Origin of the sequence: Pannonibacter anstelovis (assembly GCF_036881715.1) — a bacterium.
Lineage (GTDB): Bacteria > Pseudomonadota > Alphaproteobacteria > Rhizobiales > Stappiaceae > Pannonibacter > Pannonibacter anstelovis.
Genome location: NZ_JBAKBF010000009.1, coordinates 70,990 through 95,674 on the forward strand (window position 1 = coordinate 70,990; position 24,685 = coordinate 95,674).

24 protein-coding genes and 1 tRNA gene are annotated in these 24,685 nt (G+C 63.4%); 18 read left to right on the forward strand and 7 right to left on the reverse strand.

Going from position 1 to position 24,685, the window contains the following annotated elements; all coding sequences use genetic code 11:
- Positions 1-3: 3 nt before the first annotated feature.
- The 3 genes from V6L75_RS14615 to V6L75_RS14625 form a co-directional block, all read right to left on the reverse strand.
- Positions 4-333: a type II toxin-antitoxin system HicB family antitoxin gene (locus tag V6L75_RS14615; RefSeq protein WP_334252222.1), complete on the reverse strand. Its 330-nt coding sequence runs from the start codon at positions 331-333 to the stop codon at positions 4-6.
- Positions 330-590 carry a type II toxin-antitoxin system HicA family toxin gene (locus V6L75_RS14620; RefSeq protein ID WP_334252223.1) on the reverse strand — a complete coding sequence of 87 codons (261 nt, stop codon included), beginning with the start codon at positions 588-590 and terminating at the stop codon, positions 330-332. The genes V6L75_RS14615 and V6L75_RS14620 overlap by 4 nt, the downstream gene beginning before the upstream one ends.
- A gap of 74 nt (positions 591-664) precedes the next feature.
- A complete protein-coding gene (locus V6L75_RS14625; protein WP_334252224.1) occupies positions 665-1,564 on the reverse strand; it encodes a LysR family transcriptional regulator in 900 nt (299 codons plus the stop codon).
- A gap of 288 nt (positions 1,565-1,852) precedes the next feature.
- Here V6L75_RS14625 and V6L75_RS14630 point away from each other — a divergent pair, with 288 nt between their 5' ends.
- From V6L75_RS14630 to V6L75_RS14665, 8 genes are all read left to right on the forward strand, one after another.
- The gene (locus tag V6L75_RS14630; RefSeq protein ID WP_334252225.1) at positions 1,853-2,650 is read left to right on the forward strand and encodes a 5-oxoprolinase subunit PxpA; all 798 of its coding nucleotides are present in this window, start codon (positions 1,853-1,855) and stop codon (positions 2,648-2,650) included.
- Positions 2,647-2,889 carry an acetyl-CoA carboxylase gene (locus V6L75_RS14635; protein WP_334252226.1) on the forward strand — a complete coding sequence of 81 codons (243 nt, stop codon included), beginning with the start codon at positions 2,647-2,649 and terminating at the stop codon, positions 2,887-2,889. The genes V6L75_RS14630 and V6L75_RS14635 overlap by 4 nt, the downstream gene beginning before the upstream one ends.
- A complete protein-coding gene (locus V6L75_RS14640; RefSeq protein ID WP_334252227.1) occupies positions 2,886-4,268 on the forward strand; it encodes an acetyl-CoA carboxylase biotin carboxylase subunit in 1,383 nt (460 codons plus the stop codon). Before V6L75_RS14635 ends, V6L75_RS14640 begins: the two co-directional genes overlap by 4 nt.
- Complete coding sequence (locus tag V6L75_RS14645; protein WP_019963365.1) at positions 4,268-5,143, forward strand: 5-oxoprolinase subunit B family protein; 876 nt, start codon at positions 4,268-4,270, stop codon at positions 5,141-5,143. The genes V6L75_RS14640 and V6L75_RS14645 overlap by 1 nt, the downstream gene beginning before the upstream one ends.
- A complete protein-coding gene (locus V6L75_RS14650) occupies positions 5,133-6,101 on the forward strand; it encodes a 5-oxoprolinase subunit C family protein (protein ID WP_334252228.1) in 969 nt (322 codons plus the stop codon). Before V6L75_RS14645 ends, V6L75_RS14650 begins: the two co-directional genes overlap by 11 nt.
- A gap of 48 nt (positions 6,102-6,149) precedes the next feature.
- Complete coding sequence (gene torT / locus V6L75_RS14655) at positions 6,150-7,223, forward strand: TMAO reductase system periplasmic protein TorT (RefSeq protein WP_334252229.1); 1,074 nt, start codon at positions 6,150-6,152, stop codon at positions 7,221-7,223.
- A gap of 239 nt (positions 7,224-7,462) precedes the next feature.
- Positions 7,463-8,980: a sugar ABC transporter ATP-binding protein gene (locus V6L75_RS14660; protein ID WP_334252230.1), complete on the forward strand. Its 1,518-nt coding sequence runs from the start codon at positions 7,463-7,465 to the stop codon at positions 8,978-8,980.
- A complete protein-coding gene (locus V6L75_RS14665) occupies positions 8,977-10,014 on the forward strand; it encodes an ABC transporter permease (RefSeq protein ID WP_425498797.1) in 1,038 nt (345 codons plus the stop codon). Before V6L75_RS14660 ends, V6L75_RS14665 begins: the two co-directional genes overlap by 4 nt.
- A gap of 82 nt (positions 10,015-10,096) precedes the next feature.
- Here V6L75_RS14665 and V6L75_RS14670 read toward each other — a convergent pair whose 3' ends face one another.
- Complete coding sequence (locus V6L75_RS14670; protein WP_334252231.1) at positions 10,097-10,915, reverse strand: MerR family transcriptional regulator; 819 nt, start codon at positions 10,913-10,915, stop codon at positions 10,097-10,099.
- 144 nt (positions 10,916-11,059) lie between these two features.
- Here V6L75_RS14670 and V6L75_RS14675 point away from each other — a divergent pair, with 144 nt between their 5' ends.
- Positions 11,060-12,337, forward strand: a complete 1,278-nt coding sequence (locus V6L75_RS14675; protein ID WP_334252232.1) for a 4-aminobutyrate--2-oxoglutarate transaminase — start codon at positions 11,060-11,062, stop codon at positions 12,335-12,337.
- Positions 12,338-12,340: 3 nt separating this feature from the next.
- Positions 12,341-13,819 (forward strand): NAD-dependent succinate-semialdehyde dehydrogenase, encoded by a 1,479-nt coding sequence (locus V6L75_RS14680; protein ID WP_334252233.1) that lies wholly within the window; start codon positions 12,341-12,343, stop codon positions 13,817-13,819.
- 223 nt (positions 13,820-14,042) lie between these two features.
- On the opposite strand, the gene V6L75_RS14685 is transcribed toward V6L75_RS14680, so the two are convergent.
- Both V6L75_RS14685 and V6L75_RS14690 read right to left on the reverse strand, forming a co-directional pair.
- Positions 14,043-14,119: transfer RNA gene (locus V6L75_RS14685), tRNA-Arg, on the reverse strand.
- Positions 14,120-14,536: 417 nt separating this feature from the next.
- The gene (locus V6L75_RS14690) at positions 14,537-16,084 is read right to left on the reverse strand and encodes a sensor histidine kinase (RefSeq protein WP_334252234.1); all 1,548 of its coding nucleotides are present in this window, start codon (positions 16,082-16,084) and stop codon (positions 14,537-14,539) included.
- A gap of 389 nt (positions 16,085-16,473) precedes the next feature.
- On the opposite strand from V6L75_RS14690, the gene rpmH reads away from it, so the two are divergent.
- The 7 genes from rpmH (at position 16,474) to V6L75_RS14725 (ending at position 22,443) form a co-directional block, all read left to right on the forward strand.
- The gene (gene rpmH, locus V6L75_RS14695) at positions 16,474-16,608 is read left to right on the forward strand and encodes a 50S ribosomal protein L34 (RefSeq protein ID WP_026355454.1); all 135 of its coding nucleotides are present in this window, start codon (positions 16,474-16,476) and stop codon (positions 16,606-16,608) included.
- A gap of 65 nt (positions 16,609-16,673) precedes the next feature.
- Positions 16,674-17,105 (forward strand): ribonuclease P protein component, encoded by a 432-nt coding sequence (rnpA, locus tag V6L75_RS14700; protein ID WP_334252235.1) that lies wholly within the window; start codon positions 16,674-16,676, stop codon positions 17,103-17,105.
- A gap of 9 nt (positions 17,106-17,114) precedes the next feature.
- On the forward strand, positions 17,115-18,932 hold the full coding sequence (gene yidC, locus V6L75_RS14705) for a membrane protein insertase YidC (RefSeq protein ID WP_334252236.1): 1,818 nt from the start codon (positions 17,115-17,117) through the stop codon (positions 18,930-18,932).
- A gap of 112 nt (positions 18,933-19,044) precedes the next feature.
- Positions 19,045-19,686: a ribosome biogenesis GTP-binding protein YihA/YsxC gene (gene yihA, locus V6L75_RS14710; protein WP_334252237.1), complete on the forward strand. Its 642-nt coding sequence runs from the start codon at positions 19,045-19,047 to the stop codon at positions 19,684-19,686.
- Between the two features lie 158 nt (positions 19,687-19,844).
- Entirely contained in the window at positions 19,845-20,732 is an 888-nt protein-coding gene (gene argB, locus V6L75_RS14715) for an acetylglutamate kinase (protein WP_334252238.1), read from the forward strand.
- Positions 20,729-21,475: a pyrimidine 5'-nucleotidase gene (locus V6L75_RS14720; protein ID WP_334252239.1), complete on the forward strand. Its 747-nt coding sequence runs from the start codon at positions 20,729-20,731 to the stop codon at positions 21,473-21,475. The genes argB and V6L75_RS14720 overlap by 4 nt, the downstream gene beginning before the upstream one ends.
- A 92-nt stretch (positions 21,476-21,567) precedes the next feature.
- Entirely contained in the window at positions 21,568-22,443 is an 876-nt protein-coding gene (locus V6L75_RS14725; RefSeq protein WP_334252240.1) for a LysR substrate-binding domain-containing protein, read from the forward strand.
- A 3-nt stretch (positions 22,444-22,446) separates the two neighbouring features.
- Here the strand turns inward: V6L75_RS14725 and V6L75_RS14730 are convergent, their stop codons facing one another.
- Complete coding sequence (locus V6L75_RS14730) at positions 22,447-23,352, reverse strand: EamA family transporter (protein ID WP_334252241.1); 906 nt, start codon at positions 23,350-23,352, stop codon at positions 22,447-22,449.
- Positions 23,353-23,527: 175 nt separating this feature from the next.
- On the opposite strand from V6L75_RS14730, the gene dapD reads away from it, so the two are divergent.
- Positions 23,528-24,379, forward strand: a complete 852-nt coding sequence (gene dapD, locus V6L75_RS14735; protein ID WP_334252242.1) for a 2,3,4,5-tetrahydropyridine-2,6-dicarboxylate N-succinyltransferase — start codon at positions 23,528-23,530, stop codon at positions 24,377-24,379.
- Positions 24,380-24,685: the final 306 nt, after the last annotated feature.

Genomic DNA, 24,685 nt, shown 5'->3' on the forward strand with positions numbered 1-24,685 from the left:
GCCCTAACTGACAGCCCGCTCCAGCGTCGAGGTCACCCACTTGTTGAGGCTGACCCCGGCGCGGCGGGCGGCAACAGTCAACGCCTTGTGCAAGCCCGGATCAGCCCGGACGACAAATTGCCCCGAAAACGGCTTTTCCGGCTCCTCACCGCGCTCGGCACAAAACGCCAGATAGTCCTCGACGGACTCTGCAAAAGCCTGCTTCAACTCGGCGGCCGACTCCCCCTGAAAGGTAATCACGTCACGCAGGTTCATCACTTCGCCATGAAAGGTTTCAGCTTCTTCATCGAACTCGACAACAGCTTCGTAGCCTTTGTAGTGCATCATCGTCATGGCAATATCTCCGCTTCGGTCAGGAAGCGCCGGACAGATTTGACCGCGCCCTTGTCCGTCTCTTTTTGAGGATGGGGCCGGTGAAACACTGCACGCACGCCGTTCAGGGCGATGCGCACCCGCGACCCATTGCCCTCCGATATCTCCGCCCCGCAAGCGGCCAGCATGGCCTCGATTTCCCGCCATACAATTCCGGCACGCACAGGATCGGCAAAGACGGCTTCAAGGGTTGCCTGATGCTTCCTGCTCAACTCCATGTGATATCACTTTTCAGTATCAATGCAAGTTTCCTAACAGGATAGCGTATCTCACAGCTTCAGGCGATTCCCCCTCACCCCGGCAAATGGAAGGTCTGGCGGAAATAGCGGCGGATGGCGGCCATGGCGGGGGTGAATTCGGCGTTCTTGCGCCAGGCAAGGCCGACATCCATGGAAGGCACGGGATCGCGCAGGTTGATCGTCTCGATGCGCCGTCCCTCCAGCGACCAGGGGCGGTGCACCATGTCGGAGAGGATGGCAACGCCCTGATCATTGGCGACGAGCGACCGTACCGCTTCCACGGACGAGGTGCGCAAGGTGATACGCGGCTGATAGCCGGACTGGCTCCAGTATTTCAGCGAGCTGTGCGAAGCCTCGTCCACCGTCAGCATGATGTAGGACTCTTCCGCCACTTCCCTCAAGCCCACCGACGGCGCGGACAGCAGCCGGTGCTGGCCCGGCACCCAGAGGCGGCGGGCCGAGCTCATCAGCTTTTCCGTGGTCAGCTCCGGATTGAGAATGTTGGAGGTCAGCAGAACGGCAATGTCATGCCGGTTGGTCAGCAGCCCCTCCTCGATGGACTCCCGGTTCATCTCCAGCAGCTGAATTTCAAGCCCCGGCAGGCGGCGGCGGATCCGCTCGATATGAAGGGGCAGGAAATAGCCCATGACCGTATATGTGGCAGCCACCGTCAACCGCCCGGTCAGCTCGCTGCCAGTCAGCGATAGATGCGTCGCCTCCTCCACCTTGCGCAGGATTTCATAGGCGTGGGAGAGGAACTGCCGCCCCGCCTCCGTCAGCTCCATGCCGTGGGATACGCGCTCGAACAGCGGCGAGCCGACAATCTGCTCCAGCTCCTTGATCGCCGTCGTCACCGCCGACTGCGAAATCGACAGATGAATGGCGGCCTGCGACACCTGCCCCTGCTCTGCCGTCGCCACAAAGTAGCGGATCTGCCTCAGGCTGATCGACATGATTGCACCCCTCCCGTATTTTCCAATCACACCTCATCTGATTTTCAGATGAGAGCGCCTTCATCTTGAGCAGTGAGTTGTCGAACTCTGCCCATGAACCGGCATCTTATTGATTTCTATTTTCTAATTCCCCAGCTGCATGGGCAGCATTGTTCTTCTTTTCAGATAGAGAAGCGCAAAACATAAAAATTTTCAAACGCTCTTTTTTCGCCTAGCGTCATCTCTGACGAAAACAGAGGCACCCCACCTTCCTGCTCAAAAGGCAGGCAGGCGGTGAAAGGGCGGACATTGGCACTCGAAGCTGTCGACATCAATTGTGATCTGGGAGAGGGCTTCGGCCGCTGGCGCATCGGCGATACCGAGGATGCAGCGCTGATGGGCCTGATCAGCTCGGCCAACATTGCCACCGGCTTTCATGCAGGCGATCCCAACCTGATGGACCGCACCGTCCGCATGGCCGTGGAGCATGGCGTCGGCATCGGCGCGCATCCCGGCTACAACGACCTCAAGGGCTTTGGCCGCCGCCGGATCGACGGCACGGCGCGCGAGCTGCTGAACGACATCATCTATCAGGTCGGCGCGCTGCGCGAATTTGCCCGCCGCCATGGCGCCAGCCTGCAGCACGTGAAGCCGCATGGCGCGCTCTACATGGAGATGGCGGTCAACACCGAACTCTCCCAGCTGTTCATGACCTACATGCAGACCGTGGCGCCGAACGCCTTCGTTTTCTGCATGTCGGGCTCGGCCACGGAAACCGCCGCGCTTGAGGCGGGCCAGCCGGTGATCCGCGAGTTCTATGCCGACCGGGATTATGACGACAGCGGCTCCATCGTCTTCACCCGCGACGTGGGACGCCCCGACCCGGAAGCCATTGCCCGCAAGGTGGTGCGCGCCTGCCAGGAGGGCGTGGTGACGACCGTCACCGGCACCGACATCAAGGTGCCGTTCGAATCCATCTGCTTCCATTCCGACACGCTCGGCGCGCAGGAAATCGGCCTGGCCATGCGCGAGGGCCTGAAGGCCGCCGGCATCAAGATCATTCCCGTCTCTGAACTCGCAAAAGAAACCTTCCGGAGAAGCGCATGAGCAAGATCGAGATCAGATCGCCCCTTCCGGGCATCTTCTACCGCAAGCCCTCCCCCGAGGCCGCGCCTTTCGCGGAAGATGGTGCCAGCGTTGGCGAGGCGGATGTGATCGGCCTCATCGAGGTGATGAAGACCTTCCACGAGATTCCGGCTGGCCTGTCCGGCAGCAACATCACCTTCCACGTGGAAGATGCCGAGCCGGTGATGGCGGGGCAAGTGCTGGCAGAGGTTGACGCATGACGATCCGCTCCCTCCTTGTGGCCAACCGGGGCGAGATCGCCGTCAGGATCGTCAAGGCGGCAAAGGCCATGGGCCTGCGCACCGTGCAGGTCCACTCCGCTGCCGATGCGGACATGCTGGCGGTGAAGCTTGCGGATGAGGCCATCGATATCGGCCCGCCCTCCGCCGCCAGGTCCTATCTCAACATCGAGCGCGTCGTAGCCGCCGCAAAGGAGGCCGGCGTTGATGCGATCCATCCGGGCTACGGCTTCCTGTCCGAGAATGCCGCCTTCGCGCAGGCCGTTACAGATGCGGGACTGATCTTCATCGGCCCCAGCGCCGAAGCCATCAGCCTGCTTGGCGACAAGGTGAAGGCGCGCGAAGTGGCAGCCGCCGCCGGTGTGCCGACGGTGCCGGGCAGCGATGCTCTGATAGCAGATATCGATGCAGCCCGCGCCGTCATTGCCCGCATCGGCTTTCCGGTGATGATCAAAGCCGCAGCAGGCGGCGGCGGGCGCGGCATCCGCATTGCCGCCAGCATGGAAGAGTTCGAGCGCCAGTTCCCGCTTGCCTCCGCCGAGGCAAAAGCCGCCTTTGGCGATGGCGGGCTCTATATCGAGAAGGTGATCGAGCGCGCCCGGCATGTGGAGGTGCAGATCCTGGGTGACGGCGAGAATGCCATTCACCTGTTCGAGCGGGAGTGCTCGTTGCAGCGCCGCCGCCAGAAGGTCTGGGAGGAAGCCCCCTCCTCCACCTTGCCCGGTGATATCCGCGATGCCCTCTGCGCCAGTGCTGTCGCACTCGCAAAGTCGGTTGGCTACAAGGGCGCGGGCACCGTCGAGTATCTCTATGACGAGGACGCAGGCGCTTTCTATTTCATCGAGGTGAACACCCGCATCCAGGTGGAGCATCCGGTGACCGAGATGATCACCGGCGTTGATCTGGTGCAGGAGATGATCCGCATTGCAGGCGGCGGAAAGCTGAGCCTGCGGCAGGAGGACATCCGCCTATCGGGCCATGCCATCGAATGCCGCATCAATGCGGAAGACCCGGCCCGCAATTTCGTCCCCGGCCCCGGCACCATCTCCAGCCTGAGCGTGCCGGAGGGCGAGGGCATCCGCTTCGACACCATGCTCTACGAGGGCTACACGGTGCCGCCCTTCTACGATTCCCTGCTCGGCAAGCTGATCGTGCATGGCACGGACCGGGCGGCCTGCATGGCCCGGCTGGAACAGGCCCTCAAGGGCCTGAAAATCGGCGGGCTGGCAACCACCGTGCCGCTGCATCTGGCCCTGTGCCGCGATGACAGCGTGAAGACGGGCGCCGTTCACACACGTTTCCTGGAACCCTGGCTCGAAGAGAGCTTCCAGCCGGATGCCGGACTTGAGGAGGTTGCGTAATGGCGATGCGTTACACATTCGGCGGTGACGAGCACCTCTTCGTGGAATGCAGCGAGGACATGTCCCTCGATGCCTTCTTCCAGTCCCTGTCCATGACCAATGGCATCCGAGATGCGGGCATCAGCGGCGTCACGGAAATCTGCCCGGCCAATGCCTCGTTTCAGGTGAAGTTCAATCCGGATGTGATCCATCCGGACGACCTCATGCGCGAGGTGAAGGCCATCGAGGCCGCCGCTGCCAAAGCCGAACCAGTGATCCGCACCCGCATCGTCGAGATCCCGGTGTTCTACAATGACCCGTGGACACATGAGACGCTGATGCGTTTCCGCGAGCGTCATCAGGACCCAACGGGCACCGACCTCGACTATGCCGCCCGGATCAACGGCTATGACACGGTGAGTGATTTCATCACCGCCCATTCCGGCTCGCCCTGGTTCGTCTCCATGGTGGGCTTCGTCTCGGGCCTGCCCTTCATGTACCAGATGGTGGAGCGGCAGCGGCAGATCGAGGTGCCGAAATACCTGCGCCCGCGCACGGACACGCCCCGGCTGACCGTGGGCCATGGCGGCTGCTTCGGCTGCATCTATTCGGTGCGCGGCGCAGGCGGCTACCAGATGTTCGGCATCACCCCCATGCCGATCTACGACCCGGCGCAGGAGACGAGCTACCTCAAGGACTTCATGGTGTTCTTCCGCCCGGGCGACATCGTCAAGTTCAAGCCGGTGGACCGCGATGGCTACGACACGGCGGTGGAGGAGGTGGCCAAGGGGCACTTCACACCGCCGGTCCGCGAGGTGAGCTTCGACCTCACCGAATTCAGCAAGGACATCGACGGCTACAACCAGAAACTGGAGGGCGTCCTCTATGGCGATTAAGGTTCTCCATCCCGGCCTCGCCACCACGGTTCAGGACCTCGGCCGCCCCGGATATTTCCATCTCGGCATCCCCATTGGCGGGGCCATGGACCGGCTTGCCATGCGGGCGGCCAACCTGCTGGTGGGCAATGACGAGGGAGCTGCGGGTCTTGAGGCGGTCTTCATCGGCCCCAAGCTGGAGTTCACCCGCGATGCCACCATCGCCGTCACCGGTGCGGACATGCCGGTGAAGCTTGACGGCGAAGCCAGGCCCGGCTGGACCGCCTTTGCGGTGAAGGCCGGACAGGTGCTCAGCTTCGACTTCCTGAAATCCGGCGCCCGCATCTGCATCGCCGTGTCGGGCGGCATCGACGTGCCGCTGGCGCTCGGCAGCCGCTCCACCTATGCCATCGGTGCCCTCGGCGGCTTCAACGGCCGGGCGATTGCCGCCGGTGACGAGCTGCCGGTGGGAGACGCCGGAGCCAGCACGGCCGGGCGGACCATTCCGGAAGACCTGCGCCGCAAGCCGGGCACCCCCGCGGAGCTGCGCGTGCTGCCGGGGCTCTACTGGCACCGCATCACGGAAGAGGCGCAGCAGGCCTTCTTTGCCGATGAATGGAAGGTGGCTCCGGAAGCCGACCGCATGGGCTACCGCTTCCGCGGCGGGCGCCCGCTGGATTTCGTGCCGCGCCAGCCGCCCTTCGGCGCAGGCTCCGACCCGTCCAACATCGTCGACAGCTGCTACCCCTATGGCTCCATTCAGGTGCCCAGCGGCAGCGAGCCGATCATCCTGCACCGCGATGCGGTGTCGGGCGGCGGCTACTTCATGGTGGGCACGGTGATTTCGGCGGACATGGACCTGATCGGCCAGCTGCAGCCGAACACCCCCACCCGCTTTGTCCAGGTGGACATGGAGGGTGCCCTGAAAGCCCGCAGGGAACGGGCAGAGCTGATCAGCCGCATCAGGGCGCTTTTCTGACTTCGCATAACAAAAACAAGACGCAACCTTTCAACCGGGGAAGACAACATGACACGCACTGCCTTCAAGGGGCCTCTGGCCTCAATGATCCTGCTTGCCTCGATGGCCCCGTCTCTGGCCGAGACCTGGTATCCCTATGATGCCACCGAGATCACCCCTGCCTTCTTGGCAGACGGCAAAGCCTCTGACGTGAAATACACGCCGCTCGAAAAGGCCAGCCAGCCTTACAGGATCTGCGTCTCCTTCCCGCACATGAAGGATGCCTACTGGCTGGGCGTGGACTATGGCGTTGCCGAACAGGCGAAGGACCTCGGCGTCAAGATGACGCTCGTGGAAGCAGGGGGCTACACGGAGCTCGCCAAGCAAATCTCGCAGATCGAGGATTGCGTCGCCGGCGGGGCGCAGGCTGTTGTGATCGGCGCCATTTCCTATGACGGGCTCAACAACCTCGTCACCGAACTGGCGGCCAAGAAGATCCCGGTCATCGATGTCGTAAACGGAATGTCCTCGCCGGATCTGACCGCCAAGTCCCTCGTTTCCTTCTACACCATGGGCTTCGAGACCGGAAAATACCTTGCCGCCAAGCACCCGAAGGGCAGCGATCCGGTGAAGGTGGGCTGGTTCCCCGGTCCGGCAGGCGCCGGCTGGGTGGAAGCGGCCAACAAGGGCTTCATGGACGCGGTGAAGGACTCCGGCCTCACCATTCTGGACCCCAAATATGGCGACACCGGCAAGGAAGCCCAGCTGAAGCTGGTGGAAGACGTGCTGCAGGCCGAGCCGGACGTGCGCTACATCGCCGGAACCGCCGTCACCGCCGAAGCCGCGCAGGGCCTCATCCGCGAGCGCGGACTGAAGGGCAAGGTGGATCTTCTCGCCTTCTACATGACACCGGGCGTCTATGAGGGCATCAAGCGCGGCTTCATCGCCGCCGCCCCCGCCGACTCCATGGTCATCCAGGGCCGCATCGCCATCGATCAGGCCGTCCGCGCCCTGGAAGGCAAGGAGCTGATCAAGCACGTGGGTCCGAAGATCTTCGTGGTGGATGGTGACAACATCGCCACAGTCTCCAAGACCAGCATCCTGCCCCCGGACGGCTTCAAGCCGGTGTTTACGGTGGAGTGATGCGGATGGTGAGGCGCCATTGGTGACATTGCGCCTCACCGCCCCTCAATGACCAGCGGATTCATACATCAGGTTCGAACTCCGCCCGCAATGACGCATTTGCTTTCCGGGAAAACGCCTGCCGCCCCCCTCCCCCTGGTGGGGAGGAGGGCTGAAGCGCCGTGGCAGAGGAACAAATCCTCCCGATATCCACACAGCCCGGAAGACACCACAGGCACAGTCCTGAAGGAGAATGGCAGATGTCCGTGAACCGGAAGCCGCTCGTCGAGATGACCGGGATAGCCAAGCATTATCCCGGTGTGAAAGCTCTTGATGGCGTGAATTTCACGCTGGAAGCGGGGGAAGTACATGTGCTGTTCGGCGAGAACGGCGCGGGCAAGTCCACCCTCATCTCGGTCCTGGCGGGCGTGAACCAGCCCAGCGCCGGAGAGATCCGCATTGACGGGGAGCCGGTGCATTTTGTGGGCGTGCGCGATGCACAGGCCGCAGGTGTCGGTGCGGTATTTCAGGAATTCTCGCTGGTGCCCACCATGACGGTGGCCGAGAACATCTATCTGGGCGACGAGCCCCGGCGCGGCCCCTTCATCGACCGGCGTGCCATGCGGCGCGAAGCCCACGCCCTCTTCGCCCGCCTCGGCTTCGAGGTAGACGTGAGCCGCCGGGTGCTGTCGCTCTCCCGCGCCGAACAGCAGATGGTGGAAATCGCCAAGGCGCTGCACCGCAAGGCGCGCATTCTCATTCTGGACGAGCCCACAGCCTCACTGACCGAGCGCGAGACAGAACGGCTCTTCGCCTTCATACGCTCTGCCGTGACCGAAGGCGTGGGTGTCGTCTACATCTCCCACCGCATCCAGGAATTTCAGGCCATCGCCAGCCGCATCACCGTGCTGCGCGACGGGCGGCTGATCGGCACGGTGGATGCCAAAGGCATCAGCGAAAAGGCGCTGGTGGAGATGATGACGGGCCGCCCGGTGGACGAAATCTATCCGGCCATCACCCGCGCCGCCGTCCCCAAACCGGTGCTCTCCATCCGCGGCCTTCATGCCTGGGGGGTTGCGGGCGTGGATCTTGATATCCGCGCAGGCGAAGTGCTGGGCGTCGCCGGGCTGGTCGGCTCGGGCAAATCCCGCTGCTTCCGGGCCATGCTGGGCCTCAACCGCATCGAGGCGGGCGAGGTGCGGCTGAAGGGCCGGGATGTGACGGGGCAGCCGGTGCGCCGCCTGCTGCGTGAAGGCATCTTCTACCTGCCCTCGGACCGCAAGAGCGAAGGCCTGGTGCTGGGCGCCACCACCCGCGACAACCTAAAACTGGCGCTGATGGACCGGGCGGACATGCGCAGCGCCGCCGGTCTGCTCTCCCCCTCCCGCCTGTCGGCGGAGGCGGGCCGCATTGGCCGGAAGGTGGATCTGGCGGATGCCTATATGGGCCGCATGGCCTCCAGCCTCTCCGGCGGCAATCAGCAGAAGATCCTCTTTGGCAAGGGTTTTGCCGAAGACCGGGAGATCTACATCTTCGACGAGCCGACCGTCGGCGTCGACATGGGCACGCGCGCCGCACTCTACCGCATCATCAAGCAGGTGGCGGAAGCGGGGAAGGCGGTCGTCGTCATCTCCTCGGACCTGCATGAAGTGATGCACCTCGCCCACCGGCTCATCGTCTTCTCGCAAGGGCGCATCTCCGCCGAATTCGATCAGACCCAGATTTCCGAGGCGGCGGTTCTGCGCGCCTTCTTCAGCAACGAAAGGCATGCCGCATGACGCTCGACGCCGGGACCGCCCCCATGGCGGCCAGAACGCTGCCCAGCCGCGCAGGCTCGCTTGCGCGGGAGACGTTCCTCCGAACCGGAGTTCTGCCCCTGTTCATGACCGCCGCCGTGGTGATTTTCACCCTCGCCTCTCCGCAGTTCCTGACGCTTGGCAATCTGACCAATGTGGCGCGCCAGTCGGTGTACCTCATCCTCGTGTCGCTGGGGCAGATGACCGTGCTCATCACCGGCGGCTTCGACCTTGCGGTGGGCACCGCCATCGCCATGACTTCGGTCGTCTCGGCCATGATCATGGTGCATCTGGGCGGCCTCTTCCCCGATGCCGGATGGCTGGTGATCCTGCCCGGCCTTCTCGCCGGTCTCGCCGCCGCGCTGGCCATTGGCATGGTCAACGGCTTCGGCGTTGCCAAATTCGGCGTCTCGCCCTTCATCATGACGCTGGGCGTGCAATCGGCCGGCGCGGGCGCCGCCCTGTTTCTGACCGGCGGCGTCCCGGTCGGCAACCTGCCCTATGAGTTCGGCGACCTCTTCGGCTTCGGCCGGGTGGCGGGCGTTCCGGTGCCGGTGCTGGTGGCGCTCGTTGCCATTGCGGTAATGTGGGTGCTGATGAACCGCACCCGCACGGGTGCCCGCATCTATGCCATCGGCGGCAACATCAAAGCGGCGCAGCTGTCCGGCATCAACACCGCACGCACGCTCTTCATCGCCTATCTCATCTGCGCCGCCCTTGCCTCCATCGCCGGCATCCTGCTGACGGCCCGTGTGGAAAGCGGCGAGACCAATCTGGGCGGCACGATTGCCATGGAATCCATCGCTGCCTGCGTCATCGCCGGGGTGTCGCTGCGCGGCGGCATTGGCCGGGTGGAGAATGTGGTGCTGGGCGCCTTCTTCATCGTGCTGGTCCAGAACGGCATGAACATCATGCAGATCGGCTCCTACATGCAGATGGTTCTGCTGGGCGGGCTGCTCATCCTTGCCGTGGTGGCGGACCAGTACCGCTACCGCATGCTGACCGGCGGGCGGTAACGCCCGTCCGGGACGGGAGGGGGCGGCACCACCGCACCATACTGGCCGTTCCCTCCCGGCCTCCCTTTCGCCTTCAGGTTCCTCAGAACGACGCCGGGGTATTGACCCACAGGAGCACGGTCTCGCCGTCGCTGAGATTACGCCAGGAATGCGGGCGGCGGCTTTCGAAATAGAAGGAATCGCCCGCCTGCAGGGTGATGAAACGGTCCTGCTCCAGAATGATCTCCAGCGCTCCCGACAGCACATGGACGAATTCCTCCCCCTCATGGGCATAGGCGCCTTCGCTGGATGCGCCGGGGGCGAGCACGAAGCGGTGGCATTCCATCTGGAATGGCCCTTCCGCCAGCACCTGAACCACCACCCCCGAAGCCGTGGGCGGCCAGCTGGCCCAGGTGCCGCTGCGCACCAGAGATTCGCCCGTACCTCCGCCCTGCGTGCCCGTAAGGGCTGCCAGCGTTGTGCCGAAATGGCCAGCCAGATCGCGCAGCGCCTTCAGTGACAGGCCCTGCGAGGTTCGCTCGAAGGTCGACAGAACGGAGGATGAGACCGCGATGGCGGCGCTCACCTGCCCAAGCGTCTGCCCGGCCTCGCGCCGCAGATGCCTGAACTTCGGCCCCAGTTGCGGTACAGCGGCACGGCGGACGGCCTTACGCTGCCGGGATGGCTTACCCGCCGTCTCCGCCAGCCCCTCGCGGATGGCTGCCGGATTGATCCCCTTTTCCTGCCGCAGCCAGCTGATCTTCTTCAGCTGCTCCACATGCGCCTCGCTGTAGAGCCGCTGCCCTTTGTCCGTGCGCAGCGGCTCGATCAGGCCCTGGCTCTCCCACAGCCGCAGCGTGGACGCAGATACGCCGGCCATGCGCGCCGCTTCGGCGATCTTGAAACGCACCGGTTCTGTCATAGCCTTGGCCGCTCCGCTGTTCGAATCCACGAGCCACTAAGAAGTGGCATGAACGGGATTGCAACTCTACAGAAAAAATGTAGAGTTTTGATCCGGTGGTGCGGACTGGCAATTTTTGCCATGTTTCCCTGTCTGGAGATGAAGATGCAGAATTCACAGATCGCGGCCCGGCGGGCTGCTGCCATTTCACGCGGTGTCGGCGTGACGACGCAGGTCTATGCCCACAAGGCCGAAAATGCCGAGATCTGGGATGTGGAAGGCCGCCGCTACATCGACTTTGCCGCAGGCATTGCCGTGGTCAACACCGGCCACCGGCATCCGAAGGTGATCGAGGCCGTGAAGGCGCAGCTCGACAGCTTCACCCACACCTGCCACCAGGTCGTGCCTTACGAGAACTATGTGGCGCTGGCCGAGAAACTGAATGCCGCCGTGCCCGGCGATTTCGCCAAGAAGACCATCTTCGTCACCACCGGCGCCGAGGCGGTGGAAAATGCCGTCAAGATTGCCCGCGCCGCCACGAACCGGCCTGCCGTCATCGCCTTTACCGGCGCCTTCCATGGCCGCACTTTCATGGGCATGACGCTGACCGGCAAGGTGCAGCCCTACAAGGCCGGTTTCGGCGCCATGATGCCGGATGTTTTCCACGTGCCCTTCCCTGTGGAGCTGCATGGCGTTTCCATAGAGGATACGCTCTCCGTGCTCGACAAACTGTTCAAGGCGGATGTGGACCCGGCCCGCGTCGCCGCCTTCATCATCGAGCCCGTGCAGGGCGAGGGCGGCTTTTATGAAGTGCCGCGCGCCTTCATGGAAAAGCTGCAGGAGATCGCCCGCAAGCACGGCATCCTGCTGATTGCCGACGAAGTGCAGACCGGCTTTGCCCGCACCGGCAAACTCTTCGCCATGGAGCATTACGGCGTGGTGCCGGACATCACCACCATGGCCAAGGGCCTCGGCGGCGGTTTCCCGATTGCCGCCGTCACGGGCCGGGCCGAGATCATGGATGCCCCTGCACCCGGTGGCCTCGGCGGCACCTATGGCGGCAACCCGATTGGCGTTGCCGCAGGTCTTGCCGTGCTGGAAGTAATCGAGGAAGAGGGCTTGTGCGAGCGCGCCGTCAACCTCGGCAACCGGCTGAAGCAGCGCCTCTCCGGCCTAGCCGCCAGCGTGCCGCAGATTGCCGACGTTCGCGGCCCCGGCTTCATGAATGCGGTGGAGTTCAATGTTCCGGGAACCTCCACCCCCGACGCAGAGTTCACCAACCGGGTGCGCGAAAAGGCGCTGGAGCGCGGCTTGATCCTGCTCACCTGTGGCGTCTACGGTAACGTCATCCGTTTCCTTGCGCCCGTCACCATTCCCGATGATGTGTTCAGCGAGGCGCTGGACATTCTCGAAGCTGCGCTCCTCAGCGCGAAGGAAGGCTGAACCATGACGATTTCCAACTCTCTCCTGTCCCGCCTGAAGGATGCTTCGCTCGCCACGGACAAAGCCTATATCAACGGCTCCTGGCGCTCGGCCAGCGAAAGCGGCGCCACCTTCGAGGTCACCAACCCGGCCAATGGCGAGGTCATCGCCACCCTGCCGGACATGGGCCGCGAGGAAACCGCGCAGGCCATCGACGCCGCCCATGCTGCGCAGGCTGCCTGGGCCGCCCGGACGGGCAAGGACCGGGCAGCCGTGCTGCGCAAGCTCTTCGATCTGATGGTGGCCAATGCGGATGATCTGGCCACCATCCTGACGATGGAAATGGGCAAGCCCTGGGCCGAGGCGCGCGGCGAGATCCTCTATGGCGCCTCCTACATGGAGTGGTTCGCCGAAGAGGCAAAGCGCGTCTATGGCGACACCATCCCCGGTCATCAGCCGGACAAGCGCATCATCGTCATCCGGCAGCCCGTGGGTGTGGTGGCGGCCATCACGCCGTGGAATTTCCCCAATGCCATGCTGGCGCGCAAGCTCGCCCCGGCGCTGGCAGCCGGCTGCGCCATGGTGTCGAAGCCCGCCGCCGAAACCCCGCTGTCCGCCCTGGCCCTCGCCGTTCTGGCAGAGCGCGCCGGCCTTCCGGGCGGGCTCTACAACGTGATCCTGGGCACCGATGCACCGGCCATCGGCCAGGAGTTCACCAGCAACGCCAAGGTGCGCAAGCTCACCTTCACCGGCTCCACCGAGGTTGGCCGCATCCTGATGCGTCAGGGCGCGGACAACATCATGAAGCTGGGGCTGGAACTGGGCGGCAACGCGCCCTTCATCGTCTTCGAGGACGCTGATCTCGACGCCGCCGTCGAGGGCGCCATGGTCTCGAAGTACCGCAACAACGGACAGACCTGCGTCTGCGCCAACCGCATCTATGTGCATGCGGATGTCTACGACGCCTTCGCCGAAAAGCTGGCGGCCAAGGTTTCGGCCATGAAGGTGGGCGATGGCTTCGAGGAAGGCGTCAATGCCGGTCCGCTGATTGATGACGCCGCCCTTGCCAAGGTCAACGATCACATCGCCGACGCCACCTCCAAGGGCGCCAAGGTGATGCTGGGCGGCAAGGCGCACCAGCGCGGCGGCCTGTTCTTCGAGCCGACGGTGCTGACCGACGTGACCCCGGCCATGAAGATTGCCCGCGAGGAAACCTTCGGCCCGGTCGCCCCGCTCTTCCGCTTCAACACCGAGGCGGACGTGATCGCCATGGCCAACAACACGGAGTTCGGCCTCGCCTCCTATTTCTACTCCCGCGATGTGTCGAAGATCTTCCGCGTCGCCGAGGCGCTGGAATATGGCATGGTCGGCATCAACACCGGCCTCATCTCCACCGAAGTCGCCCCCTTCGGCGGCATCAAGCAGTCCGGCCAGGGCCGCGAAGGCTCCCGCTACGGCCTCGAGGACTACACCGAAATGAAGTACCTCTGCCTCAGCATCTGAGAATAGCGGCAGACTGAAACACAAATCCCCCGAAGCTGGCGGGCTTCGGGGGATTTTGCTGTTTCGCTCAAATGTTGTCCGCCGAAACCTGGCATTCAGGCGGCGCGAGCCCGCCCAAGGCCCAGACACACTCGAGGTCAACGCCTCAGCGCGAGAAAAACTGCGCCCGGCAAGTCTATTTCGTTGCCTGAACTGTCTTGGGTGATTTCGCAGGGGGAAGAAATGGCGCGCCCGAAAGGATTCGAACCTCTGACCCCCAGATTCGTAGTCTGGTGCTCTATCCAGCTGAGCTACGGGCGCGCAGTGCCTGTGTGAGGCAGTGTCCGGTTGCTGGCCTTCTGGATAAACCGTTGAAGGAACCGGACAGCTGTTCGTTCACCGCGTTGCCGCGGCGGCTGCGAACGAGGCGGTATCTACCGGCCTCCCGGCCGGAATGCAAGGGGCGTTTTTGAGTTTTTTTATCAGGCACCGGAAAACCCCAGTCTCTTGCGGAAAAATGACGGGCAAGCCGCTGTGCATGGCGGTGGATAACATATCCGGCAAAGGGCCCTGCGGCCGCGCTTTCGCAAAAACTTTCAACCTGATTTGCTCGAGAGACCGGAACAGCATCCACACCGCCGTGATGACTGACGCCTCGATCCGCCAAACACTTGCCGCTGAATACCAGGACGCAGAGAGACCGACGGGTCTCAGCGGGTCAGGATTGTCGAAAGCCTGTCACGCCTCCGGCGCGGCGCGCTGGGGCAGCTGGATACAGAAGGTGGTGCCGGGCCCTGTATCTTCCAGAACGAGGCGGCCGCCATGGGCGCGCACGATCTCAAGGGCGATGGCAAGCCCAAGGCCAGTGCCGCCGTTCTTGGCACCGCTCTGGAAAGCCCGGAACAAACCGGCCCGCACGGCAGGCGGAATGCCGGGCCCTGTATCCCTGACGCGGATGAGGCAGTCGCCATCAATCAGCGCCGCCTCAATGGTCAGGCGGCAGACATGGGCGGCATCTGCGCCCGCTTCCATCGCCTGCACGGCATTGCGGCACAGGTTCACCAGCGCCCGGAACAGCTGCTCCGGATCTGCCTCCAGCTCGAAGCCTTCGGCCACGCGGCTCTCGAATTCGATGTCCGGATGCTCGGCAAGCGCCAGCAGCTCCGCAACGTCGCTCACCACCCGTTCGAGGCGGATCAGACGGCGGCGCGGCGGCTCTTCCCGTGCCTTGCCATAGGCCATCACGGCCTGGGTGTAGCCCACCGCACGGTCGAGCGTTGCCAGGATCTTCGGCACCAGCCGCTTCACAGTCGGATCGGGCACATGCTCGATACGCTCCATGAACAGCTGCGCTGAGGCCAGAAGGTTGCGCAGGTCATGGTTGATCTTGGACACGGCAAGACCAAGATCAGCCAGCCGCTGCTTCTGGTGCAGAGCGCGGGAGAGTGCCGTCTGCATGTCCGCAAGCCGCTTCTCCGCATCACCGATCTCGTCATCACGCCCGCCCGGCACAATGATCCGCGCCGTATCTTCGGGGTCTTCGGCAAAGCGGGCCATGGACGCCGACAGCCGCTGAAGCGGGCGCACAAACATCCAGCGCAGCGCCAGATAGACGAGGCTTGCCGTAATCACCGAGATGATCAGCGTCAGCCCGAGAATGCGCCCCGAGAAGGCCAGCATGTCCTTGCGCAGCATCGAAACCGGAAGAACGATATCCACCTTCTGCACATCATCTCCGGCGCTGGAGCCCATCGGCAGCGGCTGGCTGACACGCATCAGGCCGGAGCCATCGGAGAACAGCACCGCAACGCTGTCGCGGATGGCACTCCAGGGCGTCTCTTCCTCCATGTCGATGACATAGCGGATCTCCTCCGGCAGGCCACTCATGGCGATCAGGCTGCGGCGGCCCTTATGGGTGAGAGAGATGGCAACGGCGCCCGTCACCCGCATCAATTCTTCCTGAAGGCGCGGTGCAATGGTGTTGGTTTCGGACAGGACGGCGGCAGCCACACCGGCGGTGTTGAGCTTATCCTTCAGCCAGGTGTTACGGAAATTGGCAACTGACGGCACATAGACAAAGACTTCCGACAGCATGACAAAGAGCACTGTCAGGAGCAGAAGCTTGGCAGACAGGCCCGCCGAGCGGCGGCGGACAGCGCCACCTGCGGGGACAGAAGCAGACGCGGGGGCAGACGTGGGGGCAGACGCGGGCTGGACGGCAGGCAGCCCCTCTCCGGCGGGCGGAACGGCCCCTCCGGGCACCATGGGCGGCTGTTCGTGCTTCATCACTCTGCTCCAGCGCCCCTCATCCGCCCCAAGCACCTGCTTCAGCTTTATAACCCGGCGCAAGCGGTATGTCAGCTACCCCGCCATCAAGCCATTGCGGCGCGGCGATTCCCCCGGGCTGGCCGGCAGGCACAGGAATCAGATGCGCGGCAGAACCTGAGCCAGCTGTGCAAATCCTGCCCCCTTCGGCCCGCAGGCAGGGCAAAGCCATGCAATGGCGCCGGAAAAGGCGGTTCTGCGTTGACTCACCGCCAGAGCCCTCGTATAAGCGCGCTCGACTCGGACCGGCATCCGGCCTGTCTCATGGAGCAGGCTTGCCTTGTGGCGGCAGGATGCATCCAGCCTCAAGTTTCAAATAAAAGGGCCGCGCGACGGCGCGGAATAGAAAAATGAAGCGTACGTATCAACCCAGCCGCCTCGTCCGCAAGCGCCGTCATGGCTTCCGCGCACGTATGGCGACCAAGAATGGCCGTCTGGTCCTGTCCCGCCGCCGGGCAAAGGGCCGCAAGAGCCTGAGCGCCTGATAGCGCCCCGCAGCGGCGCTTCGGACCACCCTTTCGAGGCTCTGGATTTCAGAACGCCGCAGCACATGAAAACTCTTAAAAAGCGCTCCGAGTTTCTGGCCGTCGCCAAAGGTGGACGGACAGACCGGCGCGCTTTTGCGTTACAGGGCCTGAAGCGCGCCGATGAAGGTCCCGCCCGCGTCGGCTATACGGTGACCAAGAAGACCGGCAATGCGGTCGAGCGGAACCGGATCAAGAGACGGCTGCGCGCGGCTGTTGCGCAACTTGAGGACGAAGCCGTACCATCCGGTGCGGATTTTGTGATCATCGGACGCCGTGCCGCACTGAATCAGCCCTTTGCAGATCTGGTCAGAGAGCTTAACTCAGGGCTCAAGCCTGCCCTGGAGCGCAAGGGCAACGGATCATGGCAGGGCCGCCGTGACAACCGCAAGCCAAAGGCTGGCGGGCAGACACAAGGCAAGGAACCCGCACAGGGGTCAGGACAGAGACAGGGGTAACCGCAGCTCATGGCTGACAACCGCAACACATTCATCGCCATCGCGCTGTCGCTGGTGGTCCTTCTCGGGTGGCAGTATTTCATTGCCAAGCCGCAGCTGGAGCAGGCTCAGCAGGCCGCGCAGCAGCAGGCCGAGGCACAGCAGGGCGGCACGCCGGTACCCGGCACAACGCCCGGAGCCGCACCCGGCAGCACCGCTGCCGGCGTTCCGGGCTCTGTCGGGGAAGCTGCAGGCCCTCTCAGCCGTGAGCAGGCCATTGCCGCCACGCCGCGCGTCACCATCGAGACGCCGCGCCTGACCGGCTCCATCAGCCTGACCGGTGCACGCGTCGATGACCTGCGCCTCAAGGATTACCGGGAAACCGTCGAGAAGGACAGTCCGCTCATCACCCTGTTCTCGCCCCGCGGCACGCAGGGTGCTTACTATGCCGACAACGGCTGGGTGAGCGAGCCCGGTGCACAGATCGCCCTGCCCGGCGCAGACACCGTGTGGAGCGTTGCAGGTGAAGACAAGCTGACCCCCGGCACTCCGGTGACCCTGACCTGGGACAATGGCCAGGGCGTGGTGTTCAACCGCACCTTCTCGATCGACGAGAACTACATGTTCAAGGTCACCCAGTCGGTGACCAACAACTCGGGCAGCGGCCTGACGCTCTATCCCTACAGCCTGATTGTCCGCAACGGCACGCCGCACACCGCAGGATTCTACATTCTGCATGAAGGCTTGATCGGTGTTGCCGGTGACGAGGGCCTGCTGGAAATCAAGTACAAGGATCTTGCCGAAGAGGGCAAGAAGACCCCCGCAAAGTCGGATCGCGGCTGGATCGGCATTACCGACAAGTACTGGGCGGCAACGGTTGCTCCCGCTCCGGGCACGAGCTTCCAGCCGAGCTTCAGCTACAACAAGGCGACAGACAACTTCCAGGCTGACTACCTTGGCGATGCGCTGACCATCGCGTCAGGGACCACGCAGGAAGCCAGTACCTACCTGTTTGCCGGCGCCAAGGAAACCAAGCTGCTTGCCTCCTACGAGGAGAGCATCGGCATTGACCGTTTCGACCTGCTCGTCGACTGGGGCTGGTTCTACTTCCTGACCAAGCCGATGTTCTATGTCATCGACTGGCTGTTCCATCTGGTCGGCAACTTCGGCATCGCCATCCTGCTGGTGACAGTTCTGGTCAAGGCCATCTTCTTCCCGCTGGCCAACAAGTCCTATGTCTCCATGAGCAAGATGAAGCTCGTGCAGCCGCAGATGATGGACATCCGCGAGAAATACAAGGACGACAAGGCCAAGCAGCAGCAGGCGCTGATGGAGCTGTACAAGACCGAGAAGATCAACCCGCTGGCGGGCTGTCTTCCGGTTCTGATCCAGATCCCGGTGTTCTTCGCACTCTACAAGGTGCTGTTTGTCACCATCGAAATGCGCCATGCGCCGTTCTTTGGCTGGATTCAGGACCTGTCCGCCCCGGATCCGACAACGGTCTTCAACCTGTTCGGCCTGATCGACTGGACCCCGCCGAGCATGCTGATGCTGGGCATCTGGCCGATCATCATGGGCATCACCATGTTCCTGCAGATGAAGATGAACCCGGCGCCGACCGATCCGGCCCAGCAGATCGTCTTCACCTGGATGCCTGTTCTGTTCACCTTCATGCTGGCCTCCTTCCCGGCCGGTCTGGTGATCTACTGGGCCTGGAACAACAGCCTGTCGATCACCCAGCAGTACATCATCATGCGCCGCCAGGGCGTGAAGGTGGAGCTTTGGGGGAACCTCAGGGACACATTCAAGCGCAAGAAGGGCGAGCCCGAAGCGCAAAAGAAGAGCTGATCCCGCTTTTCAGAACCAAAGATCAAAGGGCCTGCCACACGGCAGGCCCTTCTGTTTGCAACATGCTCAACCTGCGCTCGACGGCGCAGCCGCAGCCAGCTAAAAGCACATCATGACTGACTTGCCCGAATATACCGACGAACAGCTTGAAGCCGGCCGGCTGATGTTCAACCGCCCCTGGACGTTCCAGACCAGCGTTGCCGACATGCGCCAGCTTCCGGCCTCGCGCGGCACCGAAATCGCCTTTGCCGGACGCTCGAATGTCGGCAAGTCCAGCCTTATCAACGCGCTGACCGGCCGCAAGGGCCTTGCCCGCACGTCCAACACGCCGGGCCGCACGCAGATGCTGAATTTCTTCGGCGCCGAGGGCGCGAGCGTCACCGTGGTGGACATGCCCGGCTATGGCTATGCCCAGGCGCCGAAAGACATGGTGGATGCCTGGACGAAGCTGGTGTTCTCCTACTTGCGCGGGCGTCCGAACCTGCGCCGTGTCTTTCTGCTGATCGACAGCCGCCACGGCATCAAGGACAATGACCTTGAGACCATGCAGCTGCTCGACAAGGCAGCCGTCGTCTATCAGGTGGTTCTCACCAAGGCAGACAAGATCAAGCCCGGCCAGCTGGCCACGCTGATAACGGCAACAGCGGAGATCCTGCGCAAGCGGCCTGCGGCACATCCGGTGCTCATTCCGACTTCGTCCGAAAAGGGACTGGGCATCGACCTCTTGCGTGCGGAAATCTGCGCGCTGCCCTGAGAGCGTGCCGGAGCACGGACCGGACTGAAGCTTTCGTGTCCGGTTACGCGATCCGTTGAGATACACGGCCAAACCGGCTATAGACGCTGCAAGCCCTTGCTTCCGATCAGAGGCTTCAACGTCCTTTCCCGCCACCGCAGCAGCGAGTGTTCCCGCCCATGAGCACCCCGGACTTCAGCAACAACGCCCATATCATCGCCCAGGCCCTGCCCTACATGCAGCGCTATGACAAGCGGCGTATCGTGGTGAAGTACGGCGGCCACGCCATGGGCGATGCGGACCTGGGCAAGGCCTTTGCTGCCGACATCACCCTGCTGCGCCAGTCCGGCGTGCATCCGGTTGTCGTCCATGGCGGCGGCCCGCAGATCGGCAACATGCTGAAGCGCCTGAACATCGTCAGCGAGTTCCGCGGCGGCCTGCGCGTTACCGATAAGGCGACCGTGGAAATCGTCGAGATGGTGCTGGCCGGCTCCATCAACAAGGAAATCGTCCAGCTTATCAACGCCGAGGGCGGCCGTGCGGTCGGCCTGTGCGGCAAGGACGGCAATCTGGTGACGGCCACCAAGCTGACCCGGACCGAGATGGACCCGGATTCCAACATCGAGAAGATCCTCGATCTCGGTTTCGTCGGCGAGCCCGCGCATGTCAATCCGGTGATGCTGGATCTGATGCTGAAGGAAGACCTGATCCCCGTGGTGGCCCCCGTAGCGCCCGGCACGGATGGTGAAACCTACAACATCAACGCAGACACCTTCGCCGGCGCCATCGCCGGTGCGCTGCATGCCTCGCGCCTGCTGTTCCTGACCGACGTGCCGGGCGTGCTTGACAAGGAAGGCAAGCTGATCAAGAATCTCACCGTCGCCCATGCGCGCGAGCTGATCGCCGACGGCACCATCTCCGGCGGCATGATCCCGAAGGTGGAAACCTGCATCGAGGCGCTGGACCGCGGCGTCGAGGGCGTGGTCATCCTTGACGGCAAGGTCAAGCACGCTGTCCTGCTGGAACTCTTCACCGACCGCGGCGCCGGGACCCTGATCAGCAAGTGACAGACACCACCTCCACACCCAGCGAGGGCCAGGGTGCCCACCGTCATGATCTTCGGGCCTTCACAGGGGTGGAGGCCTGGGTCTTTGATCTGGACAACACTCTCTATCCGGCGGAAATCGATCTGTTCTCGCAGATCGACGTCCGCATATCCGACTACATCGCGAAGCTGCTGGACATCGGCAGGGATGCTGCACGGGTGAAGCAGAAAGAATTTTACCGCGACTATGGCACCACCCTGCGCGGACTGATGATGCAGCACAAGATCGATCCGGATGATTTTCTGGCCTATGTGCATGACATCGACTATTCCCCGCTGAAGCCCGACCCGGCACTTGGCGCGGCGATCAGCCGTCTGCCGGGCCGCAAGTTCATCTTCACCAATGGCGACCGCCCCCATGCAGAACGCACGGCGGCCGCACTGGGCATCAGCGATCATTTCGAGGACATCTTCGACATCGTCGCCGCAGGCCTGATGCCGAAGCCGAACCTCGAGACCTATCAGACCTTCATTGCAAAGACCGGTGTCGCACCCGCAAGGGCTGCCATGTTCGAGGATCTGCCGCGCAACCTCGTGGTGCCTCACAAGCTGGGCATGCGCACGGCGCTGATTGTGCCGAAGGAGACACGGGAAGTCTTCCGCGAAGAGTGGGAAATGGAAGGCCACGATGCCCCGCATGTCGACTTCGTGACGGGTAATCTGGCAGGTTTCCTCGAAGGGGTTCTGGGCGCAATTGAAGCGTGAGGCACTGGACCGGGGGAGCTTCGCCGGTTTATTGATGTAAACTCAATAATCCCGCAAGCCGCCCCGGCCTGCCGAACCCATCGTGTGAACCCATGGTCTCCCTGCGCGCCCTGCATGCCTTTGCACTTCTCGCCCGCAATGGCCGCGCCGCGCAGGCGGCAGATGACCTTGGTATTTCGCCTTCGGCCCTGTCGCATCTCCTGCGCAAGCTGGAAAGCGAGCTGGGTGCAACGCTGGTGCTGCGCGACGGGCGCGGCCTGTCTCTCACCGAAGAAGGAAAGCGCCTGGCCGCCGGACTGGGCGATGCCTTCGAGCGGATCGAATCCGCCGTAGACGGGTTCCGCCGCCGGGGCCGGACGGAGCTGCGCATCAGCACTGTCTCCACCTTCGCCACCCGCTGGCTTATCCCGCGGCTGCCGCAGTTTCAGACCGCGCAGCCCGATGTGGAGCTGCTGCTTTCCGCCTCAACCCGCGTCGTGGACCTCGACCGGGAGAATTACGACTGCGCCATCCGCCTTGGCCGTGGCGACTGGCCAGGCATCGACGCAACGCTGCTGTGGCGCGAGCATCTGGCCGTCGCCATGGCCCCGCGCCTGATGCGCGAAGACGCTGGCTTCGAAGCAACCCTGCCCGGCATCAAGCTGCTGCACAGTGCTTCCCGGCGCGATGACTGGTCCCGCTGGCTGGCCCATGCCGGGCTGAAGCTGCCCGACGCCAGCTCCGGCATGGTGCTGGAGAGCCGTGACCTCGCCATTCAGGCCGCCATTGCGGGCATGGGCGCCATCGTCATCGACCGGCGCTTCGTCATGCTGGAACTGGCGGCCGGGCATCTCGTTATGCCCGACTGGCCGGTGCTGCAGCTGGACAGTGGCTACTGGTTCGTCCGCTCCCCCAACAGGCCCCTCTCCCGTCCCATCTCCGGCTTCCGCGACTGGCTGATCGGCACCTCGGCAGCAGATGCCGGGTAAGTTTCATGTTGCAGACAGCAGCACCAGAATAGCCGCGACGATCAGCACGCAGCCGGTGATCTCGCGGCCATTGATGCGCTCCTTGAAGAAGAACCAGGACGCAATGAGGGTGAAGACAAGTTCCACCTGCGCCAGCGCCCGCACATAGGCAACCTGCTGAAGCGTCATCGCCGTGAACCATCCCGCAGATCCTGCGACACCGGCAAGCCCAACCCACACCGCCTGCCGCCAGTGGCGGATGGAGGCCGCGAGCTGATCCGGCTCGCGCCAGGCCATGTAGAGCCCCATGGCCACCGTCTGCATCAGGGTGACCACTGCAAGGCTGTAGGCCGCCTGCATCAGATAGCCAGGGCCTTCCAGCGACAGGGAGGCCATGCGGTAGAGAGCTGCCGAGCCACCGAAGAAAGCGGCAGAAGCCAGACCAATGAGCGCCGGACGCCCGGTCAGCGAGGCTACGATTGCCCGGGCCGTCAAGGGCACCCGTGCCATCGAAATGAGGATTACACCGGCAACGCCGATACCGATCGCAACTGCCGTCAGTCCCGTTACGTGCTCCCCAAGGATGACCACACCGAAGATCGCTGCCTGCACCGGTTCCGTCTTGGAATAGGCCGTGCCAACCGCGAAATTACGGAAGGAAAAGAGATGAACAAGCAGGAAGGTCGCGATGATCTGGGCAAGGCCGCCGAAGGCGGCTGCCAGCAGGAAGCGGCCGTTCATATCCGGAAAGGGCATGCCGAAGGCCAGATACAGCAACAGCACATAGGCAAGGGCAAAGGGGAAGCCATAGGCGAATCGCACCAGCGTTGCCCCGCTGGTGCCAAGACGGCCTTTCAGATGCTTCTGCAGCGCCGAACGCAGGTTCTGGCAGAAGGCGGCAAAGAGAGTGATGGGAATCCAGAGTTCCATGTGAGGCGGCCTGTGGGCTTGAGAAGATGCGGGAGAAACCGTCTTCAATGTCGCCTGTTTGCGCCCTTTGCGCAGTTGAGCGCTTCTCAAGCCGCATGAACCATTGACTCAAGCCCCGCACCCGCCTTTTATCCGGCGAACCCTAAACGACCCCTCTGCGGAGCCGATCATTTCCATGTCCACCGATCTCGTGAAACTTGCCGCCACCATTGACGCCGCCTTTGAAGACCGCGCCAATATCGACACGCACACGACGGGTGACGTGCGTCAGGCCGTTGAAACTGCCCTGAACCTGATGGACCGCGGCCAGTTGCGCGTGGCCGATAAGCAGGACGGCGGCGACTGGGTGGTGAACCAGTGGGCCAAGAAAGCCGTGCTGCTCTCCTTCCGCCTCAACCCCATGGACGTCATCAAGGGCGGCCCCGGCGATGCGACCTGGTGGGACAAAGTCCCGTCCAAGTTTGACGGCTGGCGCGGTGTGGACTTCGAGGAAGCCGGCTTCCGCGCTGTTCCGGGCTCGATCGTCCGCCGCTCGGCCTTCATCGGCAAGGGCGTGGTTCTGATGCCCTCCTTCGTCAACCTCGGCGCCCATGTGGGTGAAGGCACGATGGTGGACACCTGGGCCACCGTCGGCTCCTGCGCCCAGATCGGCAAGCATGTGCACCTGTCCGGCGGCGTCGGCATCGGCGGTGTTCTTGAGCCGCTTCAGGCTGGCCCTGTGATCATTGAAGACAACTGCTTCATCGGCGCCCGCTCGGAAGTCGTGGAAGGCGTGATCGTGCGCGAAGGCGCAGTGCTGTCCATGGGCGTCTTCATCGGCGCTTCCACCAAGATCATCGACCGCGCCACGGGCGAAGTCTTCATCGGTGAGGTTCCGGCCTATTCCGTCGTGGTGCCCGGCTCCATGCCCGGCAAGCCGCTGCCGGACGGCACCCCCGGCCCGAGCCTCTATTGCGCCGTCATCGTCAAGCGCGTCGACGCCCAGACCCGCGCCAAGACCGCCATCAACGAGCTTCTGCGCGATTGATCTCAGGTTCTTTGAAACCACAAAGCTCGAAAGCTGCTTAGCTAACGGTCACAGCAAGCCCAGGATTTTAGATCCTGGGCTTTTTTCTTGAGCGGAACGTCCAGAGAACCCGCATCAGGCCCGATGAAAACAATCTGGATACACGCGGAGGCTGTACAAACTGTTGCAATCCCGCTTCTTAGCCCGGCGCGGTCCATATTTCCTTCAAGCCTGCAAGACCTCCCGGCACTGCCCGGGCTTGCGCCCAAGTTGATCAAGTGAGCTTCGGCAAAACTGCCGTAGCGTACAAAAGCGGCACCCGCTCAA